This is a genomic window from Microvirga antarctica, assembly GCF_017921815.1.
Taxonomy (GTDB): Bacteria; Pseudomonadota; Alphaproteobacteria; order Rhizobiales; family Beijerinckiaceae; genus Microvirga; species Microvirga antarctica.
Genome location: NZ_JAGEMM010000002.1, coordinates 689,418 through 712,048 on the forward strand (window position 1 = coordinate 689,418; position 22,631 = coordinate 712,048).

Consider the following 22,631-nt stretch of genomic DNA (forward strand, 5'->3'; position numbering starts at 1 on the left):
TTAAGGAGCGGGCGGGGCCGGCGTCTGGCCCTCCCTCTCGCTTGCGATGATCGCAAGGGTGCGCGGATCGGTTTCACCCGCGCACCATCGATCCAAGGCCAGCTGGAAAATGGGTTCATCGTCCGCGGCCATGGCGAAAAGGGTCATGGAGGAGCGAAACTTCATGTCATCCGGGGATCCGAAGAGGGCGTGAAGGGTCGGCGCCGGGGCGTCGATCACGGCCTGCGTGACGCGCATCAACCGAGGCGCGAGGACCGGGTGGGTCAGATAGGCGCGGGCCTCTGCCAGCGACCCGATGCCGTAGAACAGCGCCATCGACGAGCGTCCGAGATCACGCAACTGCGGGAAGACGAACCAGATCCAATGGGTTGTCTTTCGTCCTGCCTCCAACTCGGCCAGAGCCCTGTCGAAGGTCTCGGACTGGGCGGTAACGAAACGTTGCAGGTCAAACAGGTCCGGTGGGGTCATGGGCCGCCCTCAATCTTCGCGAGCCGCCTTTCCTGCCTCAGAAACGGACCGACAATGCGGCCTTGAGCGTATAGCAAGGACCCAAATGACGTTAAGTAACCTTCCAGGTCGAAACTCTTGCTTTGGTCATTTGGGATCGGGACCTCTTCAGCGCTCTCCGTCGCGGTGTTGCCCGGCCACCACGCCGGGTGGGGCGGGAGTTGCATGCGGCGCGGCGGAGCCCAAGGGCGGGGATGGAGACGCCAGCCACGCCCGGTCTCATCCGGCTTGCCTTCGTGCCGATTCTCCCCTATAGGCGCGCTCATCCCACACGCGGAGCTTGCTCGATGATTTAATCGGGCTGCCACCGGTGGCCGGTTATCCGGTCCACTGCTCCGCGGAGGCCTAACCGGAGATTGATTATGGCACTACCTGAATTTTCCATGCGTTCGCTGCTCGAAGCCGGCGCTCACTTTGGTCACCAGTCGCACCGCTGGAACCCCAAGATGGGCCAGTATATCTTCGGCACCCGTAACAACATCCACATCATCGACCTCGCCCAGACGGTCCCGATGCTGCACCGCGCCCTGCAGGCCGTGAGCGACACGGTCGCCAAGGGCGGTCGCGTGCTCTTCGTCGGCACCAAGCGCCAGGCAGCGGATTCGGTTGCTGATGCGGCCAAGCGTTCGGCCCAGTATTATGTGAACTCCCGCTGGCTCGGCGGCATGCTGACCAACTGGAAGACGATTTCGGGCTCCATCTCGCGCCTGCGCAAGGTCGACGAGATCCTCGGCGGCGGCGGCACCGGCCTGACCAAGAAAGAGCGCCTGATGCTCTCGCGCGAGAAGGAAAAGCTCGAGCGCGCACTCGGCGGCATCAAGGATATGGGCGGCACGCCCGACCTGATCTTCGTCATCGACACCAACAAGGAGCAACTTGCCATTCAGGAAGCCAAGCGCCTTGGCATTCCGGTGGCGGCGATCGTCGACACGAACTGCGATCCCGACGGCATCACCTTCCCGGTTCCGGCCAACGACGACGCGGGCCGCGCCATCACCCTGTATTGCGACCTCATCGCCCGCGCGGCGCTTGACGGCATCTCCCGCGGCGCCGGCGCCATGGGCATCGATATCGGCGCTTCGGAAAACCCGATGGCCGAAGAAGTGCCCGCCAACGACGCCGTTGCTCCGGAGCAGGGCGAGCAGTTCGAGCGCCTGGCGGCTCCCCGCGGCGCTCCGGACGATCTGACGAAGCTGACCGGTGTCGGCCCGCAGCTCGAGAAGAAGCTGAACGAAGCCGGGATCTTCCACTACTGGCAGTTTGCCGCGATGCAGCCCGCCGATGTGGAACTGCTCGACAAGGACGCCAAGCTGAACGGCCGCATCGAGCGCGACGGCTGGCTTGGTCAGGCCCGTTCGATGATCGAGGCGGCATAACGCCAGCCCGAGCGATCGTCGCCCAGTCTTGGGGCGTTCAGGACGGCCAAGGCCGTCTTGGAACGACCTGACCGCGGCGCGACCTTGAGTCAATGGATCAAGCCCGGCGTTCCCTGAGCGCCGGGCTCCCTACTATCTGTGAACCTGTGAAAGGACGAGCCATGGCGAACATTACCGCTGCGATGGTGAAGGAGCTGCGCGAAACGACCAGCGCCGGCATGATGGATTGCAAGAACGCCCTCAACGAGACGGGCGGCGACATCGAGGCTGCGGTCGACTGGCTGCGCAAGAAGGGTCTCTCGAAGGCCGCCAAGAAGGCTGGCCGCGTGGCCGCAGAAGGCCTCGTCGCGGTCGAATCGTCGGGTCACACGGCAACCATCCTCGAAGTGAACTCCGAGACCGATTTCGTGGCCCGCAACGACCAGTTCCAGGCGTTCGCCCGCGAAGCCGCCAAGATTGCGCTCATGGGCAACGGCACCGTCGAATCCCTCGAGACGGCGCATTTCCCCGGCTCGCAGGTCACGATCAAGGACCGCCTGCAGGAGCTGATCGCCACGATCGGCGAGAACATGACGCTGCGGCGGGTCGCCAAGCTCGAAGTGTCGAAGGGCGTGATCGCCACCTACATTCATAACGCCGTCAGCGACGGCCTCGGCAAGATCGGCGTCCTCGTGGCGCTGGAATCCGAAGGCGACGTCACCGCGCTGTCGACCCTTGGACGGCAGATCGCGATGCATGTGGCGGCAACCAGCCCGGTGGCGGTCGATGCCTCTGGCGTCGATGCGGCGACCCTCGAGCGCGAGAGCGCGATCCTGCGTGACAAGAATGCCGGCAAGCCGGAAAACGTCATGCAGAAGATCATCGAGAGCGGCCTGAAGAGCTACTACAAGGAGGTCACCCTCCTCGAGCAATCCTTCGTGCACGATCCGTCGAAGACGGTCGCGCAGGTGCTGAAGGAAGCAGAGTCGAAGGCCGGCAAGCCCGTGACCCTGAAGGCCTTCGTCCGTTATGCCCTCGGTGAGGGCATCGAGAAGGAAGAGGCTCCCGATTTCGCGGCCGAAGTGGCTGCGGCGGCGGGCGTGAAGGCCTGACATCGTTCCAGCAAAACGGCGGCGTTTCAGCCGCCGTTTTCTTGAGAGGCCGACGCGCCATCCGGACAAGCGGCCCCAGGTCCTTCCGAGACGGGCGCATCGACTTGTGACGTGGAACGGGAGCGCCGGCCCTGACCGGGGCTCCGCCACCCAACCGACGAGGGGTCTGGCAGTGAAACAATTCCGGCGCATTCTGGTAAAGCTTTCCGGTGAGGCCCTGATGGCCTCCGACGGGTTCTGGCTCGATCCGCAGACGCTCTCCGGCCTTGCCGAGGATATCGGTCGGGCGACACGGGCCGGCTTCGAGATCGCCATCGTCATCGGCGGCGGCAACATCATCCGTGGCGCGCGCATGAGTGCCGCCGGCTGGATCGACCGCCCGACGGCGGATTCGATGGGCATGCTCGGAACCGCCATGAATTCGCTCGCTATCGAGACCGCCCTCAACGCGGCTGGCATCTCGGCCCGCACGATGTCGGCGGTGTCGATGCCGTCCATCTGCGAGACCTATGCGCGCCAGCCGGCTCTCCATCATCTGCAGAAGGGGCAGGTCCTCGTGCTTGCGGGCGGCACCGGGAACCCGTTCTTCACCACTGACACCGCGGCGGTTCTGCGTGCTGCCGAGCTGAGGTGCGACGCTGTGCTGAAGGCGACCCAGGTCGACGGTGTCTACTCGGCCGATCCGAAGACCGATCCGAAGGCGGTCCGCTACGAGCGGCTGACCCATGACGAGGCGATTTCACGCGATCTGAAAGTCATGGACACGGCGGCCTTCGCGCTGGCGCGCGAGAGTCGAATCCCGATTATCGTCGGGTCGATCCACGCCCCCAGCTCCGTCACGGCGATCCTGCAGGGGACTGTGCCGTCGACGATCGTCGCCCCTTGATGCCAAGCCGAGGGAAGCGTAAGCCCCTCTCCATGCAGTTCGAGTAAGGATTCAATCGAGATGGCACAATCTTTTGACCTCGATGACGTAAAGCGCCGCATGACGGGCGCGATCAATGCCTTCAAGCATGACCTTGGCAGCCTGCGGACGGGTCGGGCATCGCCGACCTTGCTCGACCCGATCCAGGTCGACGCCTATGGCTCGGCCATGCCGATCACGCAGGTGGCTACCGTCAGCGTTCCCGAGCCCCGGCTCCTGAGCGTTCAGGTCTGGGACCGGAGCATGGTCGGCCCCGTCGAGAAGGCGATCCGCGAGTCGGATCTGGGCCTCAACCCGCAGACCGAGGGCCAGGTCATCCGCCTGCGCATTCCGGAGATGAACGAGCAGCGCCGCAAGGAGATGGTGAAGGTCGCGCATAAATACGCCGAGGAGGCGAAGGTGGCGGTCCGCCACGTGCGTCGCGACGGGCTCGATCTTCTCAAGAAACTCGAGAAGGACAGCGCCATCAGCGAGGATGACAGCAAGCGTCACGCCGATCAGGTGCAGAAGGCGACGGATCAATACGTTTCCGACATAGACTCTCTGCTCGTGGCGAAGGAAAAGGAAATCATGCAGGTCTAGGATTGGACCGGCATCCGGAAGATCGATCATGAGCGGTGAAGCCAAGCTGTCGGCTCAAAGCCTCGCCTGCAAACCTGCGGGCGAGGGCGTGCCGACGCATGTCGCCATCATCATGGACGGCAACGGGCGCTGGGCCGCCAAGCGCGGGCTGCCCAGGTTCGAGGGTCATCGCCGGGGGGTCGAGGCGATCCGGCGGGCCGTGCGTTCGGCCGGCGATCTCGGCATCCGCTACCTGACGGTCTACAGTTTTTCGGCCGAGAACTGGCGACGTCCCGCTCAGGAGGTGTCCGACCTGATGGGCCTGCTGAAGCGTTTTGTCCGGCATGATCTCGCGGAGCTTCACGCCAACAATATCCGCGTACGCATCATCGGCGAACGCCGCGGACTGACCGGCGACATCGCTCTTCTCCTCGACGAGGCCGAGAACCTGACGCGCCAGAATACCGGCCTGACCCTTGTCATCGCGTTCAATTACGGCGGACGGCAGGAAATCGTCAGCGCCGTGCGGGCCATCGCCGAGAAGGTGAGGGCGGGCACGCTCGATCCAGAGGCCATCGATTCCGCCTTGGTTGAGCAGCATCTCGATACACACGGCATACCGGACCCCGACCTCGTCATCCGCACCTCGGGCGAACAGCGCGTGTCGAACTTCCTGACCTGGCAGACCGCCTATTCGGAATTCCTCTTCATCCCGGATTTCTGGCCCGATTTCGACGACGCGACTTTCCGGGCCGCCATCGACGAATATTGCCGCCGCGACCGCCGCTTCGGTGGCCTCAGCGCGCGGGTGGGTTGAGCATGGCCGCAAATGAGGGCCCCGCCCCACCGGCCGCCCCCGCCATGAGCGAACTGAAGAAGCGCGTCTTCTCCGCCATCATCCTGATCCCGCTTGCCCTGGTCACCGCCTTCGCGGGCGGATGGCCCTTCGCGCTGTTCTGGCTTGCTGCCGGAATTGCCATGATGTGGGAGTGGACCAGCATGACCGCGGTCGCGCCTGCGCGCCCGATCCAGATCGCGTTGGCCTGCGCGCTGGCGGCGTTCACCCTGCTTCTGCTCCTGGGTATGGAAACGGTCTGGTTTGTGTGGCTGGCGCTGGGGGCTGTCGTTGTCGCCCTGGTCCTGGGCCGCACGCAGCGCGACAGGCTCTGGGCAGCCTCTGGTTTCCTGTACGCGCTGATCATCGTTCTTGTGCCGCCTATCGTGCGGGCCCATCCCAATCTCGGCCTGGTCGGTCTGTTGTGGATGTTTGCAGTGGTGTGGGCGACGGATATTGCCGGCTATTTCACCGGCCGGGCGCTCGGCGGTCCCAAATTGTGGCCCCGGGTCAGCCCGAAGAAGACCTGGTCGGGCTTTCTGGGTGGGGTGGTGGCGGCCGCAATCGCGGGTTTTCTTGTCGCCTGGCTTGCGCAACGGCTTGGCTGGATGCAGCCATTCAGCCTGCGTAACACCATCATGCTGTCCATGGTGGCGGCCGTTGCGAGCCAGCTTGGCGATCTCGGGGAATCCGCGCTCAAGCGGCATTGCGACGTGAAGGATTCGAGCCACCTGATCCCCGGCCATGGGGGTGTGATGGATCGCCTCGACGGGTTCTGGGCAGTGTCGCTCATTCTCGGCATGGTCCTGTTCATCACCTGGATGGCAGGGTGACGCGCTCATGACCCGCACTCTTACGATTCTGGGAGCAACCGGCTCCGTCGGCCGCTCCACCGTTGAGGTCGTTCTCGCCCACCCGGACGCTTTCCGGATCGTCTCTGTCGTCGGCGGCCGGGATGCGGACGCCCTCGCGCGGGTGGCCCGTCAACTCGGCGCGCAGTTTGCGGCGCTGGCCGACGAGCAGGGCGGGGCCGCCTTGCGGGAGGCTTTGTCCGGCTCGGGAATTGCCAGTGGCGCTGGCGCCATTGCGGTTCTGGAAGCGGTGGAGCGTGACGCCGACATCGTGCTTGCCGCGATCAGCGGGACCGCAGGCCTGGGACCCACGGCGGCGGCGCTGCGTCCGGGCAGAACGCTGGCCCTTGCCAACAAGGAAAGTCTGGTCTGTGCGGGAGCAGCCTTCATGCGGGAATCGCGCCGTCTGGGCGTGCGCCTCATGCCGGTCGATTCTGAGCACAACGCCCTTGAGCAGGCGCTCTCCGCGGGCCAGAACCGCGATGTCGAGAAGGCCATCATCACGGCGACCGGGGGCCCCTTCCGAACCTGGACGCGGGAGCGGATTGCTGCCGCCAGCCCGGCCGAGGCGGCAGCCCATCCGGTGTGGTCCATGGGGTCGAAGATCAACATCGACTCCGCGACACTGATGAACAAGGGCCTCGAACTCATCGAGGCCCATCATCTGTTCGATCTCGAACCCGACCGGCTCGACGTGCTGGTCCATCCCGAGGCGATCTTTCACGGCCTGGTCCAGTGGCGAGACGGCGCGCTGACCGCCGGTCTGGCGCTCCCCGACATGAAGGTTCCGATCGCCAACGCCCTGCGCGGCGAGGACCGGCTTGCCATGGACCTGCCGCGTCTCGATCTTGCCGCGATTGGGCGCTTAACGTTCGACAGGGCCGACGACATGCGGTTTCCGTGCCTGGCGCTGGCGAGGGCTGCTTTGCGGGACGGTGGAGCGATGCCGACGATCTTGAACGCCGCCAACGAGATAGCCGTCGCAGCCTTCATGGAAGGGCGCATCGGGTTTTATGAGATTTCAGAGTTGGTTGAGGGCGTTTGCTCGACCTTTGCGGGACGTGCGCTGACCGCGCCCGCGACGGTTGCGGATGCCCTTGCGCTCGACCGAGAAGCACGGGGTCTTTCACGACAGTCTCTGTCGGCCCGATGACGATCAGCGCGGCCTCTGGCACGCGAAAGGGACAGTAATGGATTGGCTAGCAGCGATTACGGGAGCGACAGGGTCGGTGTTTCTGACACTTGTTTCGTTCGTGGTGGTCCTCAGCGTGGTCGTGTTCATCCATGAATTCGGCCATTTCTGGGTTGGACGCCTGTGCGGCGTCGGGGTCACGGCCTTCTCGATCGGATTCGGCAAGGAGTTGCTGGGCTGGACGGATCGGCACGGCACGCGGTGGAAGATCTCGGCCGTGCCGCTCGGCGGCTACGTGAAGTTCGTCGGCGATCTCAACGCCGCGAGCATGCCGGACCAGGACCATCTTCCTCAGATGACGGCGGCCGAACGCGCCGTCAGTTTTCCGCACCAAAGTGTCGCCAAGCGCGCTGCCATCGTGGCGGCGGGGCCGATTGCCAATTTTATCCTGGCGATCGCGATTTTCGCCGGCTTCAACTATTTCAGCGGCCGTCAGGTCATCGAGCCTCGAATCGAGTCGGTCCAGCCGGGGAGCGCTGCCGAACGGGCAGGGTTTCTCCCCAAGGACCTGATCCTGACCATCGACGGGAGGCGCATCGAGACCTTCGCGGACATGCAGCTGCTGGTCAGTTCCAGCGCCGGAGAGGCACTTGCCTTCACGGTCGATCGCAGCGGCCAGACCGTGGCGCTCAGCGCGACGCCGAATTTTACAGAGCGGACGACCCCCTTTGGCAAGCAGCGGATCGGGCTTCTCGGCGTCGAGGCCTCGCGGGATCCGGCCGCGGTCAAGCGCCTGTCCTATACCCCCTTGGGAGCCATCAAGGCCGGGGCCGTCGAGACGTGGAATCTGGTCGATCGCACCATGAATTTTCTGCGGCGGCTGGTGACCGGCAAAGAATCGGCAGACCAGCTCTCCGGACCCATCGGCATCGCTCGGGCCTCCGGAACGGCATTCGACGTCGGCGGCGTCTACAGCCTCGTCGGATTGATCGGTTTCATGTCGGTTTCGATCGGTCTCATTAACCTTTTCCCCATTCCGTTGCTCGATGGCGGACACCTTCTGTTCTACGCGGTGGAGGCCATCCGAGGCCGCCCATTGAGCGAAAAAGCCCAGGAAATCGGGTTCCGGATTGGCTTTGCGCTGGTGGCGATGCTCATGCTGTTCGCCACTTGGAATGATATTGTTCACCTTGGTGCAAGTTTTATGGCGCGAGGAACGTGACAAGGACGCCACGCCCGGTAGAATTGGTACTCTGTTGGGTAATCCGCCGTTTGCAATGACGGCGAAAGTTTGTACAAGCGGACCGCACCGATAGGGTTTGCGTCTTATGTCGCTGACCTGGCGGGACGACCCGCTTAGGCAAATATAAAGAGACGGGCCAGTTGATGATGTCGACGACCACGAAACGCCGGAAGAAGCCGGCCACCACAGCCATCATCGCGATGAGTGCGATGATTGCCGGAGTGACTGCCGCAGAGACGGCTTTCGCGCAGGGGGCACCTCAGGGCAATCGCAGAGCAGCGGTGTCACAGGGTCCCGTCGTTAATCGCGTTGTCATCGAGGGCAACAAGCGCGTCGAGAAGGCGGCCATCGAAGGCGCCCTCGAGGCGCAGTCCCGCCGGGCATACAACCAGGCGACCGTGGACGCCGACGTCCAGCGCATTCTCGAAGTCTATCGCCGTCAGGGCCGTGGCCTCGCCACGGTGACGCCGCGGGTTGTCGATCTGCCGAATGGCACGGTCGACATCATCTACGGCATCAACGAAGGCGATAAGACCGGCGTCAAGGAAATCCGCTTCATTGGCAACAATCAGGTTTCGGCCACCCGCCTGCGTGGCGTGATGGGCACCACCGAGACCAATATCCTCAGCTTCCTCAAGAGCACCGACGTCTACGATCCCAACCGGATCGCAGCCGATCTGGAGCTTATCCGGCGCTACTACCTGAAGAACGGCTATGCGGATTTCCGCATCGTTTCCAGCGACGTGCAGTTCGACCCGACCGGCGGTGGCTATGTCGTGACGATCGCGGTCGAGGAAGGCCCGCAATATCGCGTCGGTGCCGTCAACGTCGAGTCGCGCATCCCGGAACTCGGCGAGGACGTGGTCCGCAAGAACCTCTCGACTTCGGCTGGCTCCGTCTACAATGCGGACGCCGTGCAGAAGTCGCTGCAGGACGTGACCGCCGATGCGGCCCGCAAGGGCTATGCGTTCGCGCAGGTTCGCCCCGTCGGCACCCGCGATCCCGCTTCACAGACCATCAATCTCGGCTACGTCGTCGAGGACGGTCCGCGCGTCTACATCGAGCGGATCAACGTCCGCGGAAACAGCCGCACCCGCGACTACGTGATCCGTCGCGAGTTCGATCTCGGCGAAGGGGATCCCTACAACCGGGTGCTTGTCGACCGGGCAGAACGCCGCCTCAACAACCTCGGCTACTTCAAGACCGTCCGGATCTCCAACGAACCGGGCTCCGCGCCTGACCGTGTGGTGGTCAACGTGGACGTCGAGGATCAGTCGACCGGTGCCTTCTCGGTCTCGGGCGGTTACTCGACCTCGGACGGCTTCATCGGCGAGGTCGCGGTCAGCGAGTCCAACTTCCTCGGCCGTGGCCAGTTCGTCCGTGTCGCCGGCCAGCTCGGCCAGCGCACCAACGGCGTCGACTTCTCCTTCACCGAGCCGTATTTCCTCGGCTACCGGATGGCTGCGGGTATCGACCTGTTCTCCAAGTTCAGCGACCAGACGCAGTATGCCCGCTACGAAAACCGGATGACCGGCGGCCAGCTGCGCCTCGGCCTGCCCTTCACCGAAGAGTTCACGCTGACGCTGCGGTATTCGCTGTACCAGCAGGATCTCAACATCCCGAACGATTACAAGCAGCCTTACAATGACTGCTCGATCCCGCTCGCCGGATATACCCAGCTCAACCCGAATGGCACGCCCAACCGTCTCTTCTGCGAAGGCGACGGCGAGGCATCGCTCGCCATCAAGGAATCGCAGGGCCGCACCCTGACGTCGCTCGCGGGCCTGACCTTCAACTACAACACGCTCGACAGCACCAAGAACCCGCGTAACGGCTTCTACGCCGAAGTGAAGACGGATTTTGCCGGTCTCGGCGGCGATTCGCGCTTCTTCCGGGCAACTGGCGATGCGCGCTACTATCGCGAGCTTTGGGATGACATCATCGGTATCGCCCGCGTTCAGGGCGGCCAGATCTATGGCTTCGATGGCGGCGACAAGGGCACGTACGGTTCGGGCGGTGATCTGCGCATCGTCGACCAGTTCTTCCTCGGCCCGTCGCTCGTCCGCGGCTTTGCCACGAACGGCATCGGCCCGCGTGACATCTCGAGCCTCGACACGAATGCCAATGCCATCGGCGGCACGACCTATTTCGGCGGCTCGCTGGAAGTCCAGTTCCCGATCTGGGGCCTTCCGCGGGAACTCGGCCTGAAGGGCGCTGTCTTCGCCGATGCCGGTACTCTGTTCGGCTACAAGGGCCCGACGGTGTTCGACAACAACGGCAACAGCATCATCGACGGCTACAGCCCGACGACCGGCTGCACCATTCAGGCGCAGGTTTCGCAGGAATGTATCCAGGTGCGTGACAGCAAGACGATCCGGTCTTCGGTCGGTGCCTCGATCCTCTGGACCTCGCCGCTCGGCCCGATCCGGTTCGACTACGCCTTCGCTCTCTCGAAGGACGAGGGTGTCATGACGCCTCTCGGTGTCAAGATCGGTGGCGACCGCACACAGGCGTTCCGCTTCACCGGTGGGTCGCGCTTCTAAGGCATGATCCGGAATCCTGGAGACGGGAGAGGCGGATCGATTGGACAGGGACCGCGCAAGGTTCGTTATGCCTTGGTCTTGTTGAACCGAAACCATTTCAGATGGAGAGGGCGCCCCTGTGGCGCCCTCATTTTTTCATGACCGAGACACGTTTCTTTTCACCCGCCCGGGCGCTTCTCCTGCAGGAGGTCGCCGAGTTGGCGCAGGCGCCGCTTCCGGAAGGGGTCGACGGAGCATTCGCCGTGACGGGTGTCGGGCCCCTTGAGACTGCAGGGCCGACCGATCTCGCCTACATGGACAATGCCGCCTATGGGCAGGCGCTCGGCGCCACGAAAGCGGGCGCGGTGCTTGTGACCCCGCGCTTTGCCAGCAAGGTGCCGGCCGGGACGGTCGCCATCGTCACACCTCAGGCCTACCGGGTTTTTGCGCAGGTCCTGGCCAGACTTTTCCCGACTGCCATGCGGCCCCAATCGTCTTTCGCGGCGCGCGGGATCTCGCCGGGTTCGTTCGTGCATCCGACCGCCCGCCTCGAGCATGGCGTGACGGTCGATCCTGGAGCGGTCGTGGGGCCGGGGGCTGAAATTGGCGCAGGGTCGCTTGTCGGCGCCCATGCGGTGATCGGCGAAGGGGTGATGATCGGGCGTGATTGCGCGATCGGCCCCCATGTGAGCATCTCCCATGCCTATCTGGGAAACCGCGTCATCCTGCACGCTGGCGTGCGCATCGGGCAGGACGGTTTCGGGTTCGCCATGGGGCCTCAGGGGCACTTGAAGGTGCCGCAGGTCGGCCGCGTGATCATTCAGGACGACGTCGAGATCGGGGCCAACAGCACCGTCGACCGCGGTGCGAGCCGCGACACGGTGATCGGCGAAGGAACGAAAATCGACAACCTCGTCCAGATCGCCCACAACGTGGTGATCGGGCGACATTGCGTCATCGTGGCTCAGGTGGGAATCGCGGGCTCCACCACCCTTGAGGATTTCGTCGCACTTGGCGGGCAGGTTGCGGTCCGCGGCCATGCCCGGATCGGGATGGGCGCCCAGATCGCCGCGACCAGCGGCGTCAACGGCGATGTTCCCGCGGGCGCCAGGTGGGGCGGGGTCCCCGCGCGACCCATGCGCGACTGGTTCCGTGAGATCAATGCCCTGAAAAAACTTGCATCGAAAGACGATTCCGGCGATTCCCGCAGCCGTGACGGGATGTCTTCTGACCCTTAAAGACATTGGTACAGCCGGAGACGATGACATGAGCGAAGCGCCAAGTACGCTTCAGACCGCCGATATCGTGCAGATCCTCGATCTGCTTCCGCATCGGTATCCTTTTCTTCTGGTCGACAAGATTATTGAGATCGATGGCGACCGGTCCTGTATCGGGATCAAGAACGTCACCTATAACGAGCCGCAATTCACCGGGCATTTTCCCTCGCGGCCGATCTTTCCTGGTGTCTATCTCATCGAGGGGATGGCCCAGACGGCGGGCGCCATCTGCGTCGCTTTCAAGATCGCCGAGCAGGCAAAGCCCAAGCAGGTCTTCTTCATGACCATCGACAAGGTGAAGTTTCGCAAACCCGTGGAGCCCGGCGACCGGGTCGAATTCCATATGCGCAAGCTCAACAACCGCCGCAACATGTGGTGGTACAAGGGCGAGGCGAGGGTGGACGGCGTTCTCGTCTGCGAGGCCGAAGTGAGCGCCATGCTGGTGATGGATTGATGGAGACCTTCATTCATCCGAGCGCTGTCGTCGAAGACGGCGCGGTCATCGGCGCCGGCTCATCGATCGGCCCCTTCTGCATGATCGGTCCGGAAGTCGAACTGGGCGAGGGTTCGAGCCTCGTGAGCCATGTGGCCCTTGCCGGCCGCACCACCATCGGCCCCCGTGCCCGGATTTTCCCTTTCGCATCCATCGGTCATATCCCGCAGGATCTGAAATATCGCGGCGAGCCCTCGACGCTCACTATCGGGTCGGATTGCACCATCCGCGAAGGCGTGACGATGAACCCGGGCACCGCCGGAGGCGGTCTGGCGACGGTCGTGGGTGACCGCTGCTCATTCCTGGCCAATTCCCATGTGGGGCACGACACGCGGGTTGGCAGCGATGTGATCCTGTCGAATAACGTGATGCTGGCGGGGCACGTCACGGTCGGCGATTTCGTGATTTTTGGCGGCGGCTCGGCGGTGATCCAGTTCGCGCGCGTGGGCTCCCATGCATTCGTCGGGGGTCTGACTGGCCTCGAGAATGACCTGATCCCCTACGGCATGGCGACGGGGAACCGGGCTCATCTCGCGGGCCTCAACATCATCGGGTTGCGCCGGCGCGGCTTCACGCGGGACCAGATCCACGATATCCGCCGCGCCTACCGTCTTCTCTTTGCGGACGAGGGCACGTTGTCCGAGCGGGTCGAGGACGTGGCGGGCGAATTCGCCACGCATCCCTTCGTTCACGAGATCCTCGACTTCATCCGCGAGGGCAAGGACCGGGCGATCTGCACGCCCCGGGACCCTGTCTCGTCGCATTGACCGCGCCGTCGGGCGCGCGACTTCCCCAGCGTGAGGACGGTCCGGTAGCCATCCTCGCGGGGTCGGGGCAGTTGCCGATCCAGCTCGTGCATCACCTCGAGCAGACCGGGCAGGATTGCCGGGTCATGGCCTTCCGCGGGTTTGTCTCGGCGGAGCTGCGCGGACGGGCGGACGCGACCGTCGATCTTCTCGACCTCAGGACGATCATGCAGCGCCTCGATGCGTGGAAGCCGCGCGCCGTGGCCCTCGTCGGCGCAGTGCGGCGACCAGGCTTCTCGGCCCTGTTGGGGGCCTTCTCGCTGCTGCGGAATCGCCAGGAGGTCCGCGAGGTCATCGCGCGGGGCGACGATCAGGTCCTTCGCGGCGCCGTCATGCTGCTGGAAGAGCGCGGCTACAGGGTCGTGGGCGCCCATGAGCTCGCGCCGGGCCTCGTGGCGCCCGTGACGATGGCCGGCCGCCTTGCGCCCTCCGCTGACGATCGGCAGGCCGTCTCCATCGGGCTCGACCTGTTGTCGTCGCTCTCGGCGTTCGACATCGGCCAGGCGGCCATCGTCGCACGCGAACACGTGCTTGCCGTGGAAGGCCCAGAGGGGACCGACCGGATGCTGGCGCGCGTTGGCCGGATGCGGCGATCGTTTCTCGGATTGCGCAGGCGACGCGAGGGCGGCGTGCTGATCAAGGCCGCCAAGCGCGGCCAGGATCTCCGCGTGGACATGCCGGCCATCGGTCCACGGACGGTTGCGGAGGCTGCCCGCGCCGGCCTCTCGGGCATTGCCGTCGGCGCAGGCTCGACGCTTGTGCTCGATCAGGACAGGACCATCGCCCTTGCCGACCGGTTGGGCCTGTTCCTGATCGCGGTCGAACTCCCTTGGATGGACGCCGACCATGGTTCCTGATGCACCGCCTGCCATCTGGATCGTCGCCGGAGAGGAATCGGGCGACCAGCTCGGTGCCAAGCTCATGCGCGCCCTCAAGCATCAAGCGGGTCTCCCGCGCGTAACTTTCGGCGGCGTCGGCGGCCATGCAATGGCAGCCGAGGGCCAAATCAGCCTGTTTCCGCTCGAGGACATCGCGGTCATGGGTTTTTCGGCTGTCATCAACCGGCTGCCGACCATTCTACGGCGCATCCGCCAGACTGCTGATGCGGTGGTCGCCGTCAATCCGGACATGCTCGTCATCATCGACAGCCCGGATTTCACGCACCGGGTCGCCAAGGCCGTGCGCAGGCGTGCACCCCACATTCCGATCGTCGACTATGTCAGCCCTTCCGTGTGGGCCTGGCGGCCGGGGCGGGCGCGAAAGATGCGTGCCTATGTGGATCATCTGCTGGCCCTGCTACCCTTCGAGCCCGAGGCGCATGAACGATTGGGCGGGCCGCCGACAACCTATGTGGGCCATCCGCTCATCGAGCGATTGACCGAGATCAGGCCGGCAGCGGGTGAGCGTGCGGGCAGACCGGACGGGCCGTTCAAGCTTCTCGTTCTGCCGGGAAGCCGAAGGACCGAGGTCAGCCGGCTCATGGAGCCCTTCGGCGCGGCCATCGGACTGCTGCGTGAGCGCTCGAACCGCCCGTTCACGGTGACCATTCCGGCCGTCGCGCATCTCGTGGAAGAGATCGCCCGTCGCGCCGAGAACTGGCCGGTCACACCTGTCATCGTCACCGGAGAGGCCGCAAAGTGGGCGGCGTTCCGGTCCGGCGATGCGGCCCTTGCGGCCTCCGGCACCGTGACCCTCGAACTCGGACTTTCAGGCGTGCCGATGATCGTCGCCTATCGGGTCTCGAAGATCGAAGAGGTGCTCAAGTACCTGATCAAGGCCCATTCCATCGTGCTGACAAACCTTGTGCTGCACGAGAACGTCATTCCCGAATTCATCCAATGGGATTGCACGCCCGAAAAACTGGCAGACGCGTTATTGCCGCTGTTGTCGGATTCCCAGGAGCGGCGCCGACAGGAAGAGGCCTTCAGGCGTCTCGATGCTCTCATGCGGATCGGAGACGAAGCCCCAAGCGAACGCGCCGCCCGCATCGTCGCCGCCATCCTGCGAGATCCGTCGTCCGCGTCGGAGGCCAACCGTCTGGAGAAAGGTTCAGGGAATGCGCCAGTGTGATCGCTTTGCTGGCATCATCCTGGGATTTTTCGTGTTCCACCAGGCAAGCGCCGGAGAGTTGACCTGCACGGGGCCATTTGCGTCGGACACAACACAGAAGCGCCTCGCCAAGGTTTTCGGCAAGACCAATGTGGTGCGGGAATGGATGCGTGATGAGGGAATAGCGATTCCTGCAAGCGTCATCTTCCCCAATGATCCGCTCCGGCGTGTCGAGGTCGTGTGGTGGAATTCAAAAGCCCGTCGATGGCCATCGAGCATTCATTCGTCAAGCGCCAATTGGTCGGCGCCGTCTGGCATTCGGGTCGGCATGTCGCTCGAGCAGATCGCCCGCATCAACGGCAGATCGTTCACGCTCTATGGCTTCGACAGGACCTCCTGAGGAAGGGCCGTGGATTGGAAGGGGGGAACGCTCGCTCACAATTCAGGCGGCTGCAACCTCATTGTAATCTTCGCAGCTGATGAAAACGGCGACGAGGCGGATCGGCGGAGAGTGGCGAGCGACGAGGAATTCGACTCTGACGATCAAAAGATGAGGGCCGTACGGCCCAGAGTAAAGACGATAGGAATTGCCTACCCGCAGCACCCTTGAAGCAAAATAGCCGCAATGTCTGAGCTTCGGCGGAGAGTGCCCCCGTCGTCCCGGGCCCGGGACGACGGACCCGATTTGACGGGGGGAGCTTTAGTTGCCTGTTGCCTGAGGCAGGTCACCCCCGCGAGGCGACCGTTGCGTAATCGCGCTGCGGTGCGCCCACATAGAGCTGGCGCGGACGGCCGATGCGCTGCGAGGGGTCCTCGATCATCTCGCTCCACTGGGCGATCCAGCCGACCGTGCGCGCGAGGGCGAACAGCACGGTGAACATCGAGGTCGGGAAGCCCATCGCCTTCAGGGTGATGCCCGAATAGAAGTCGATATTCGGATAGAGCTTCTTCTCGAGGAAGTACTCGTCCTTGAGTGCGATCTGCTCGAGTTCCACGGCGACGTCCAGCAACGGATCGTCTTTGATTCCGAGCTCGTTCAGAACCTCGTGGGTGGTCTTCTGCATGATGCGGGCGCGCGGATCGTAGTTCTTGTAGACCCGGTGTCCGAAGCCCATCAGGCGGAAGGGATCGTTCTTGTCCTTTGCGCGCGCGATGTAATGCGGAATGCGGTCGGGCGTGCCGATCTCTTCCAGCATCTTGAGCGCCGCCTCGTTGGCGCCACCATGGGCGGGTCCCCACAGGCAGGCAATGCCCGCTGCGATGCAGGCAAATGGGTTCGCACCGGACGAGCCGGCAAGGCGAACGGTCGAGGTCGACGCATTCTGTTCGTGATCCGCATGAAGAATGAAGATCCGGTCCAGCGCACGGGACAGCACCGGGTTGACCTTGTAGTCCTCGCAGGGAACCGCAAAGCACATACGCAGGAAGTTCGACGTGTAGTCGAGGTCGTTCTGCGGATAGACGAAGGGCTGACCCACCGAATACTTGTAGGCCATCGCGGCAAGCGTCGGCATCTTGGCGATCATCCGCATGGACGCGATCATGCGCTGCTGCGGATCGGAGATGTCCGTTGAGTCGTGATAGAACGCCGACAGCGCGCCCACCGATGCCACCATGATGGCCATCGGGTGCGCGTCCCGGCGGAAGCCCTGAAAAAACCGGTTCATCTGGTCATGCACCATCGTGTGGCGCGTGACGCGATAGTCGAAATCTGCCTTCTGGGCTGCGGTCGGAAGCTCACCGTAGAGCAGCAGGTAGCAGGTCTCGAGGAAGTCGCCGTGCTCGGCGAGCTGTTCGATCGGATAACCGCGATAGAGCAGGATGCCCTGGTCGCCATCGATATAGGTGATCTTCGACTCGCAGCTGGCGGTCGATGTGAAGCCCGGATCGTAGGTGAAGGCTCCAGTCTGCGCGTAGAGCTTGGAGATGTCCACGACGCTCGGGCCGATGGTGCCGTGTTTGACCGTCAGATCGACGGCTTTGTCATCAACAGTCAGCTTTGCAATATCTGCGCTCATGCGTCTTCGCCCTTTCAACAGGAGGCCGGGCTTTACGTAGGGCAGCCGCGCGGCTGGAGAAGAGGTCTCCGTGCGGATGTCCGGTCCGAGGTTCGCCCGTCGGGGATCATGTGGCTGTGGGTAGCTTATCCGTATGGAGGGGGCAAGCGCGGCGAAGCGTGAAGCGGCCGGCTATGCAGCCGACGCAGCACTCAATTGATCGCGCAGGCGTGACAGGGTTTCGTCCCGGCCGAGAACGACCATGACGTCGAAGAGTCCGGGCGAGGTGGCGCGACCGGTGAGCGCGGCGCGCAAGGGCTGGGCGATCTGGCCAAGCTTTGCGCCCAGCGTCTCCGCATGCTCGCGCACCACCCCCTCGACATTGGCCGATGTCCAGTCAGACACGGCCTCAAGCTTTTCGACGATGCCCGCAAGCCTGACGCGTCCATCGGCCAGCAGGCCCGCGGCTTTCTCGTCGAGGATCAAAGGCCGCTGGGCGTAGAGGTAATACGCGCTGTCGAGAAGCTCGACCACGTTCTTCGCCCGCTCCTTGAGACCCGGCATGGCGGCGATGAGCTTTGCGCGCAAAGCAGGGGTGAAGGTGTCGCCGAGCTGTCGCTGTGCGCCGATCTCCGGCAAAAGCTGCTCCATGGCGTCGACCAACTCCGCGTCCGGAGTCTGGCGCATGTAATGCCCGTTGATGTTCTCGAGTTTGACGAAGTCGAAGCGGGCAGGCGAGCGCCCGATGCTGCCGAGATCGAAGGCGGCGATCATTTCCTCGGTGGAGAAGAACTCCTGATCGCCGTGGCTCCAGCCGAGGCGGACCAGATAGTTGCGCAGCGCCACGGGCAGATAACCCATGCTGCGATACGCCTCGATCCCCAGGGCACCATGCCGCTTGGAGAGCTTGGAACCATCCGGCCCGTGAATGAGAGGGATATGCGACATGTTCGGCACGTCCCAGCCGAGCGCCTGATAGATCTGGGTCTGCCGCGCGCCGTTGGTGAGGTGATCGTCGCCGCGGATGATATGGGTGACATCCATGTCGTGGTCGTCGACGACAACCGCCAGCATGTAGGTGGGCGTCCCGTCCGATCGCAGCAGCACCAGATCGTCGAGATCCTTGTTCTGCCACACGACGCGGCCCTGCACCGCATCCTCGACGACGGTCTCGCCCTCGAGCGGAGCCTTCAGGCGGATCACCGGCTTGACGCCGTCAGGCGCCTCCGCAGGATCGCGGTCGCGCCAGCGGCCGTCATAGCGCAAAGGTTTTCCCTCCTTGCGCGCCTCGGCACGCATGGCCTCGAGCTCCTCCTGGCTGGCATAGCAATAATAGGCGCGGCCGGATGCCAGGAGAGATTCCGCCACCTCCTTGTGGCGGGCTGCACGGGTGAACTGGTAGACGACGTCCCCATCCCAATCGAGCCCGAGCCAGGTGAGGCCGTCGAGGATCGCCTTGATGGCGGGTTCGGTCGAGCGCTCCCGGTCCGTATCCTCGATCCGCAGCAGCATCTTGCCGCCTTGCCGCTTCGCATAGAGCCAGTTGAACAGGGCCGTGCGTGCGCCGCCGATATGCAGGAAACCGGTGGGCGAGGGGGCGAAACGAGTAATGACGCTCATCAATGCAGAACCTTGTCGGACGAGTTTGGGGCGCAGAACGCCGGCGGGCGAGGGACCTCCAAACGGAGGGTTCGCCCCTGTGAGGCGTCGTCTACCATGTAAACCCGCCGGACGTTAAGTCGAACCGATGCATCTGCCCGACAATCCCGAGCCTGGTTCGAGTCAGCGCTCTTCCGCGCGGGCATTGGCGCTGCCGCGTCAGTGGCAGCCTGCGCTCGGGTGGCGCGTGGCTGATGGCCGGCAATGGCTTTCCCAGGCGTGGTCGCGGGAACTGGAGCAGCGCCGGCTCTTTCCCTGGACGGCAGTGTGTTACGGTGCGGGAATCCTGCTGTTCTTTCAGGCCGAGGGCAAGCCTGCGCTCTGGGCGCCTGTCTGTGGACTTGTGGCCTTCGCGGTCCTGGCGATCGCATTGCGGGCCCATCTGCCGGCGCTGGCAGTCTGCATCGGTTTTGCGATGGTGTTCGCAGGCTTCACGACGGGAGCCATCCGCACCCGCGCGGTCGATGCGCCCATCCTGCGCAGGATCGTCATTGGATCGTTCTCAGGGTTCATCGAAGCGGTCGAGGATCGGCCGGATGGCAAGCGCCTGCTGGTGCGTGTCGGGGACCTCAAGGGTGTGACCGAAGCCGATCGACCCGTGCTCGTCCGCGTGAGCGTGAGGCGGAACGACCCGCTGGTCGCCGGGCAATTCATCACCGGTAACGCGCGCCTGTTGCCGCCGCCGCAGCCGGCGTGGCCGGGAGGCTACGACTTCGGGCGGGATGCCTATTTTCGCGGGATCGGCGGCGTCGGCTCGGTGCTTGGCACGGTGAGGATTATCGATCCACCCACCCTCGCGCCCCTGCGCTTTCGTCTCGGCGCCGCCGTGGACGAGGCCCGCAACGTGCTGACGCAGCGGATCGCCAGCGCCATCGGCGGACCCGCGGGCGGCGTCGGCGCAGCTCTCGTGACCGGCAAGAGAGGCCTCATCCCGGAGCCCACCAACGATGTCCTGCGGGCTGCCGGGATCTACCACATCGTCTCGATTTCCGGACTTCACATGGTGCTCGCCGCGGGCACGTTCTTCTGGCTGGCGCGCGCCTTCCTGAGCCTTTTTCCGACGCTGGCGCTGCTTTGGCCGATCAAGAAATTGGCGGCGGTCATCGCAATGGCCGGCGCTCTTGGATATTGCGTCTTTTCGGGCTCCGACGTGGCGACGGTTCGCTCCCTCCTGATGACCCTTGTGATGTTCGGCGCAGTCCTGGTCGACCGTCCGGCCGTGAGCGTGCGCAACCTTGCCATCTCTGCGCTGATCGTGCTGGCCCGGGAGCCCGAATCTCTCCTCGGACCGAGCTTCCAGATGTCGTTCGCCGCCGTGGCGGCGTTGTCGGCCTTCATGCCGCTTCTGCAACGGCGGGCGCCGAATGGTCGACCCACCGGCCTGATCGATAGGGGTCTGCGCTTCGTCGGCGGCCACGCCATGGGATTGGTGACCACGACCCTGATCGCCACCGTGGCGACAGCGCCCTTCAGCGCTTATCACTTTCAGACGCTCAATCCCTATGGCTTGGTCGGCAATGCGGTGGCGCTCCCCCTCGTGTCGCTGGTGGTCATGCCTGCCGCCGTCCTCGGCGTCCTCGCCTTCCCTTTCGGGCTCGATCGGCCCATCTGGCAGATGATGGGTGCAGCTGTTGCCCAGGTGCTCGATATCGCGACCTGGGTGGGTGGCTTTGGTGGCTCGACCCTCGTGGTTCCGGCGCTCGGATTGGGCGCGGTCGCGCTGCTGAGCCTGGCGCTTCTCATCGCGGTGCTCGCCGCCTCATCCCTGCGATGGTTGGCACTCATGCCGGCAGCCATCGGAATGGCTTTTGCGGCAACCCCGATGCGAGCCGATCTCTACATCGACCGGGACGGGCAGGGCGCGGCTATCCGCGGTCGCGACGGAGCCTTGACGTTCGTCGGCAAGACGTCAGCCTTCGTGGCGGAGCAATGGCTCAAGGCCGACGGCGACGCCCGCGATCCAGATGATGCAAGCCTCCACGGCGGCTCCCGCTGCGATCCGGCCGGCTGCGTGGTCGACGTGCCGGACGGTCACTCTGTGGCTTTCGTCCTGAACGCGTCCGCGTTCGCGGAGGATTGCCGCCGCGCCGAAATCGTCATCACCCGGCTGAAAGCGCCGTCGACCTGCAAGGCGCTTCTCGTGCTCGACCGGGAGACTCTCGCCGCCAGAGGGGCAACGACACTTCGCCTCGGCGCCGCTGCCATCGCCATTCGCTCCGTCCATAAGGGTGATGAAACCGTTGCCCGGTTGGCACCATCGCCGCAGCCGCCGGGTGCGGCGGCGCCGGCTCGCGTGCGAGCGCTCCCGGAGCGCGATCTCCCCGATGCCGACCCGCCGGACGGTGAGGTCAGTAGCGGCGAACCAGACTGACGAGCTTGCCCTGGATCTTCACCCGGTCGGGGCCCAGAACCCGGGTCTCATAGGCCTGGTTGGCGGCCTCGAGGGCGATCGACGAGCCACGGCGACGGAAGCGCTTGAGCGTCGCCTCTTCCTCGTCGATGAGCGCCACGATGATGTCACCCGTATTGGCGTTGTCCTGCTTGCGGATCACCACGAGGTCGCCGTCGAGAATGCCGGCCTCGACCATCGAGTCGCCGCGCACCTCGAGGGCATAATGTTCGCCCTGGCTGAGAAAGTCGTTCGACAGGGTGATCGAATGGCTGCGGTTCTGGATCGCGGAGATGGGCGTGCCCGCAGCGATCCGCCCCATGACGGGGATCGAGACGTCGCGGCCGCGCTCTTCCTGTGCCGGCGCCGGCGGAGTCTTGGCTCGGCTCGCGAGCCCGCCCTCGACCACGCTTGGCGTAAATCGCTTCTGACCGGCAGTGCCCCCGACCGTCTCCGGCAGGCGGATCACCTCCAGCGCGCGCGCCCGGTTCGGCAGGCGGCGAATGAAGCCGCGTTCCTCCAAAGCCGTGATCAACCGGTGAATGCCGGATTTCGACTTGAGGTCGAGCGCGTCCTTCATTTCGTCGAAAGACGGCGGGACGCCTGACTCGCGCAGACGTTCATGGATAAAGCGGAGCAGTTCGTGCTGTTTTCGCGTCAGCATGGCTGGCCTTTACTGCTCCGTCGAGGCGAGGAGCGATTCTGAAACAAAGCAGGAACACCGTAACTGTTCCCCGTGTGTTCCGCAAGCCCGGCTCGGCAGTGCCATCATCTCACGTCGTCTTGGTCGGCGTGAACGGCCGCTGCGCGCTCTTCGCGGCCCGCCTCGTCACCCCGTGCATATCTCTGCGGCAGACGACGGGCATCTGGTCACTGCAGCGAAATACTGATCTCGGCCAATGGTCAAGTTGGTTACTA

Annotated in this window: 20 protein-coding genes; 16 read left to right on the forward strand and 4 right to left on the reverse strand. The window is 64.3% G+C overall.

Translation table 11 applies throughout. The features are described from left to right. On the reverse strand, positions 1 to 468 hold the full coding sequence (locus tag J4G32_RS10540; RefSeq protein ID WP_210490451.1) for a DUF1810 domain-containing protein: 468 nt from the start codon (positions 466 to 468) through the stop codon (positions 1 to 3). A 401-nt stretch (positions 469 to 869) separates the two neighbouring features. Between J4G32_RS10540 and J4G32_RS10545 the strand changes: the two genes are divergently transcribed. The 15 genes from J4G32_RS10545 (at position 870) to J4G32_RS10615 (ending at position 16,068) form a co-directional block, all read left to right on the forward strand. Further along, positions 870 to 1,883, forward strand: coding sequence for a 30S ribosomal protein S2 (locus J4G32_RS10545; protein ID WP_210490463.1), 1,014 nt, complete (start codon positions 870 to 872; stop codon positions 1,881 to 1,883). A gap of 161 nt (positions 1,884 to 2,044) precedes the next feature. After that, positions 2,045 to 2,974: a translation elongation factor Ts gene (gene tsf / locus J4G32_RS10550; protein WP_210490471.1), complete on the forward strand. Its 930-nt coding sequence runs from the start codon at positions 2,045 to 2,047 to the stop codon at positions 2,972 to 2,974. Between the two features lie 172 nt (positions 2,975 to 3,146). Further along, positions 3,147 to 3,860, forward strand: coding sequence for a UMP kinase (gene pyrH / locus J4G32_RS10555; protein ID WP_210490482.1), 714 nt, complete (start codon positions 3,147 to 3,149; stop codon positions 3,858 to 3,860). Positions 3,861 to 3,920: 60 nt separating this feature from the next. Further along, on the forward strand, positions 3,921 to 4,481 hold the full coding sequence (gene frr, locus J4G32_RS10560) for a ribosome recycling factor (RefSeq protein ID WP_210490492.1): 561 nt from the start codon (positions 3,921 to 3,923) through the stop codon (positions 4,479 to 4,481). Positions 4,482 to 4,509: 28 nt separating this feature from the next. After that, positions 4,510 to 5,277: an isoprenyl transferase gene (locus J4G32_RS10565; protein WP_210490499.1), complete on the forward strand. Its 768-nt coding sequence runs from the start codon at positions 4,510 to 4,512 to the stop codon at positions 5,275 to 5,277. A gap of 2 nt (positions 5,278 to 5,279) precedes the next feature. Then, on the forward strand, positions 5,280 to 6,128 hold the full coding sequence (locus J4G32_RS10570; RefSeq protein WP_210490508.1) for a phosphatidate cytidylyltransferase: 849 nt from the start codon (positions 5,280 to 5,282) through the stop codon (positions 6,126 to 6,128). Between the two features lie 7 nt (positions 6,129 to 6,135). After that, complete coding sequence (gene dxr, locus J4G32_RS10575) at positions 6,136 to 7,299, forward strand: 1-deoxy-D-xylulose-5-phosphate reductoisomerase (protein WP_210490514.1); 1,164 nt, start codon at positions 6,136 to 6,138, stop codon at positions 7,297 to 7,299. Between the two features lie 37 nt (positions 7,300 to 7,336). Further along, positions 7,337 to 8,500, forward strand: a complete 1,164-nt coding sequence (gene rseP, locus J4G32_RS10580; protein WP_210490534.1) for an RIP metalloprotease RseP — start codon at positions 7,337 to 7,339, stop codon at positions 8,498 to 8,500. A gap of 164 nt (positions 8,501 to 8,664) precedes the next feature. After that, positions 8,665 to 11,064, forward strand: a complete 2,400-nt coding sequence (gene bamA, locus J4G32_RS10585) for an outer membrane protein assembly factor BamA (RefSeq protein WP_210490545.1) — start codon at positions 8,665 to 8,667, stop codon at positions 11,062 to 11,064. Positions 11,065 to 11,201: 137 nt separating this feature from the next. Beyond that, entirely contained in the window at positions 11,202 to 12,281 is a 1,080-nt protein-coding gene (gene lpxD, locus J4G32_RS10590; RefSeq protein WP_210490565.1) for a UDP-3-O-(3-hydroxymyristoyl)glucosamine N-acyltransferase, read from the forward strand. Positions 12,282 to 12,309: 28 nt separating this feature from the next. After that, positions 12,310 to 12,774: a 3-hydroxyacyl-ACP dehydratase FabZ gene (gene fabZ / locus J4G32_RS10595; RefSeq protein WP_210490578.1), complete on the forward strand. Its 465-nt coding sequence runs from the start codon at positions 12,310 to 12,312 to the stop codon at positions 12,772 to 12,774. After that, on the forward strand, positions 12,774 to 13,580 hold the full coding sequence (gene lpxA / locus J4G32_RS10600) for an acyl-ACP--UDP-N-acetylglucosamine O-acyltransferase (RefSeq protein ID WP_210490595.1): 807 nt from the start codon (positions 12,774 to 12,776) through the stop codon (positions 13,578 to 13,580). The genes fabZ and lpxA overlap by 1 nt, the downstream gene beginning before the upstream one ends. Next, positions 13,577 to 14,476 (forward strand): LpxI family protein, encoded by a 900-nt coding sequence (locus J4G32_RS10605; protein ID WP_210490606.1) that lies wholly within the window; start codon positions 13,577 to 13,579, stop codon positions 14,474 to 14,476. Before lpxA ends, J4G32_RS10605 begins: the two co-directional genes overlap by 4 nt. Then, entirely contained in the window at positions 14,466 to 15,689 is a 1,224-nt protein-coding gene (gene lpxB / locus J4G32_RS10610; protein ID WP_210490619.1) for a lipid-A-disaccharide synthase, read from the forward strand. Before J4G32_RS10605 ends, lpxB begins: the two co-directional genes overlap by 11 nt. Beyond that, on the forward strand, positions 15,676 to 16,068 hold the full coding sequence (locus tag J4G32_RS10615) for a hypothetical protein (RefSeq protein ID WP_210490624.1): 393 nt from the start codon (positions 15,676 to 15,678) through the stop codon (positions 16,066 to 16,068). Before lpxB ends, J4G32_RS10615 begins: the two co-directional genes overlap by 14 nt. 325 nt (positions 16,069 to 16,393) lie before the next feature. Here the strand turns inward: J4G32_RS10615 and gltA are convergent, their stop codons facing one another. Together gltA and gltX are read right to left on the reverse strand one after the other, a co-directional pair. Further along, a complete protein-coding gene (gene gltA / locus J4G32_RS10620) occupies positions 16,394 to 17,686 on the reverse strand; it encodes a citrate synthase (RefSeq protein WP_210490635.1) in 1,293 nt (430 codons plus the stop codon). Positions 17,687 to 17,857: 171 nt separating this feature from the next. Then, entirely contained in the window at positions 17,858 to 19,285 is a 1,428-nt protein-coding gene (gltX, locus tag J4G32_RS10625; protein ID WP_210490648.1) for a glutamate--tRNA ligase, read from the reverse strand. A 127-nt stretch (positions 19,286 to 19,412) separates the two neighbouring features. Between gltX and J4G32_RS10630 the strand changes: the two genes are divergently transcribed. Continuing rightward, a complete protein-coding gene (locus J4G32_RS10630) occupies positions 19,413 to 21,695 on the forward strand; it encodes a ComEC/Rec2 family competence protein (protein WP_210490682.1) in 2,283 nt (760 codons plus the stop codon). On the opposite strand, the gene lexA is transcribed toward J4G32_RS10630, so the two are convergent. Next, positions 21,673 to 22,377 carry a transcriptional repressor LexA gene (gene lexA, locus J4G32_RS10635; RefSeq protein ID WP_210490697.1) on the reverse strand — a complete coding sequence of 235 codons (705 nt, stop codon included), beginning with the start codon at positions 22,375 to 22,377 and terminating at the stop codon, positions 21,673 to 21,675. The two genes, J4G32_RS10630 and lexA, sit on opposite strands and share 23 nt — an antisense overlap. Between the last annotated feature and the right edge of the window lie 254 nt (positions 22,378 to 22,631).

What these genes read in the sequence shown, in the direction of transcription:
- J4G32_RS10540 (WP_210490451.1), bottom strand. Translation starts at nt 468, where the DNA reads ATGACCCCACCGGACCTGTTTGACCTGCAACGTTTCGTTACCGCCCAG.
- J4G32_RS10545 (WP_210490463.1), top strand. Translation starts at nt 870, where the DNA reads ATGGCACTACCTGAATTTTCCATGCGTTCGCTGCTCGAAGCCGGCGCT.
- tsf (WP_210490471.1), top strand. Translation starts at nt 2,045, where the DNA reads ATGGCGAACATTACCGCTGCGATGGTGAAGGAGCTGCGCGAAACGACC.
- frr (WP_210490492.1), top strand. Translation starts at nt 3,921, where the DNA reads ATGGCACAATCTTTTGACCTCGATGACGTAAAGCGCCGCATGACGGGC.
- J4G32_RS10565 (WP_210490499.1), top strand. Translation starts at nt 4,510, where the DNA reads ATGAGCGGTGAAGCCAAGCTGTCGGCTCAAAGCCTCGCCTGCAAACCT.
- J4G32_RS10570 (WP_210490508.1), top strand. Translation starts at nt 5,280, where the DNA reads ATGGCCGCAAATGAGGGCCCCGCCCCACCGGCCGCCCCCGCCATGAGC.
- dxr (WP_210490514.1), top strand. Translation starts at nt 6,136, where the DNA reads ATGACCCGCACTCTTACGATTCTGGGAGCAACCGGCTCCGTCGGCCGC.
- rseP (WP_210490534.1), top strand. Translation starts at nt 7,337, where the DNA reads ATGGATTGGCTAGCAGCGATTACGGGAGCGACAGGGTCGGTGTTTCTG.
- bamA (WP_210490545.1), top strand. Translation starts at nt 8,665, where the DNA reads ATGATGTCGACGACCACGAAACGCCGGAAGAAGCCGGCCACCACAGCC.
- lpxD (WP_210490565.1), top strand. Translation starts at nt 11,202, where the DNA reads ATGACCGAGACACGTTTCTTTTCACCCGCCCGGGCGCTTCTCCTGCAG.
- fabZ (WP_210490578.1), top strand. Translation starts at nt 12,310, where the DNA reads ATGAGCGAAGCGCCAAGTACGCTTCAGACCGCCGATATCGTGCAGATC.
- lpxA (WP_210490595.1), top strand. Translation starts at nt 12,774, where the DNA reads ATGGAGACCTTCATTCATCCGAGCGCTGTCGTCGAAGACGGCGCGGTC.
- lpxB (WP_210490619.1), top strand. Translation starts at nt 14,466, where the DNA reads ATGGTTCCTGATGCACCGCCTGCCATCTGGATCGTCGCCGGAGAGGAA.
- J4G32_RS10615 (WP_210490624.1), top strand. Translation starts at nt 15,676, where the DNA reads ATGCGCCAGTGTGATCGCTTTGCTGGCATCATCCTGGGATTTTTCGTG.
- gltA (WP_210490635.1), bottom strand. Translation starts at nt 17,686, where the DNA reads ATGAGCGCAGATATTGCAAAGCTGACTGTTGATGACAAAGCCGTCGAT.
- gltX (WP_210490648.1), bottom strand. Translation starts at nt 19,285, where the DNA reads ATGAGCGTCATTACTCGTTTCGCCCCCTCGCCCACCGGTTTCCTGCAT.
- J4G32_RS10630 (WP_210490682.1), top strand. Translation starts at nt 19,413, where the DNA reads ATGCATCTGCCCGACAATCCCGAGCCTGGTTCGAGTCAGCGCTCTTCC.
- lexA (WP_210490697.1), bottom strand. Translation starts at nt 22,377, where the DNA reads ATGCTGACGCGAAAACAGCACGAACTGCTCCGCTTTATCCATGAACGT.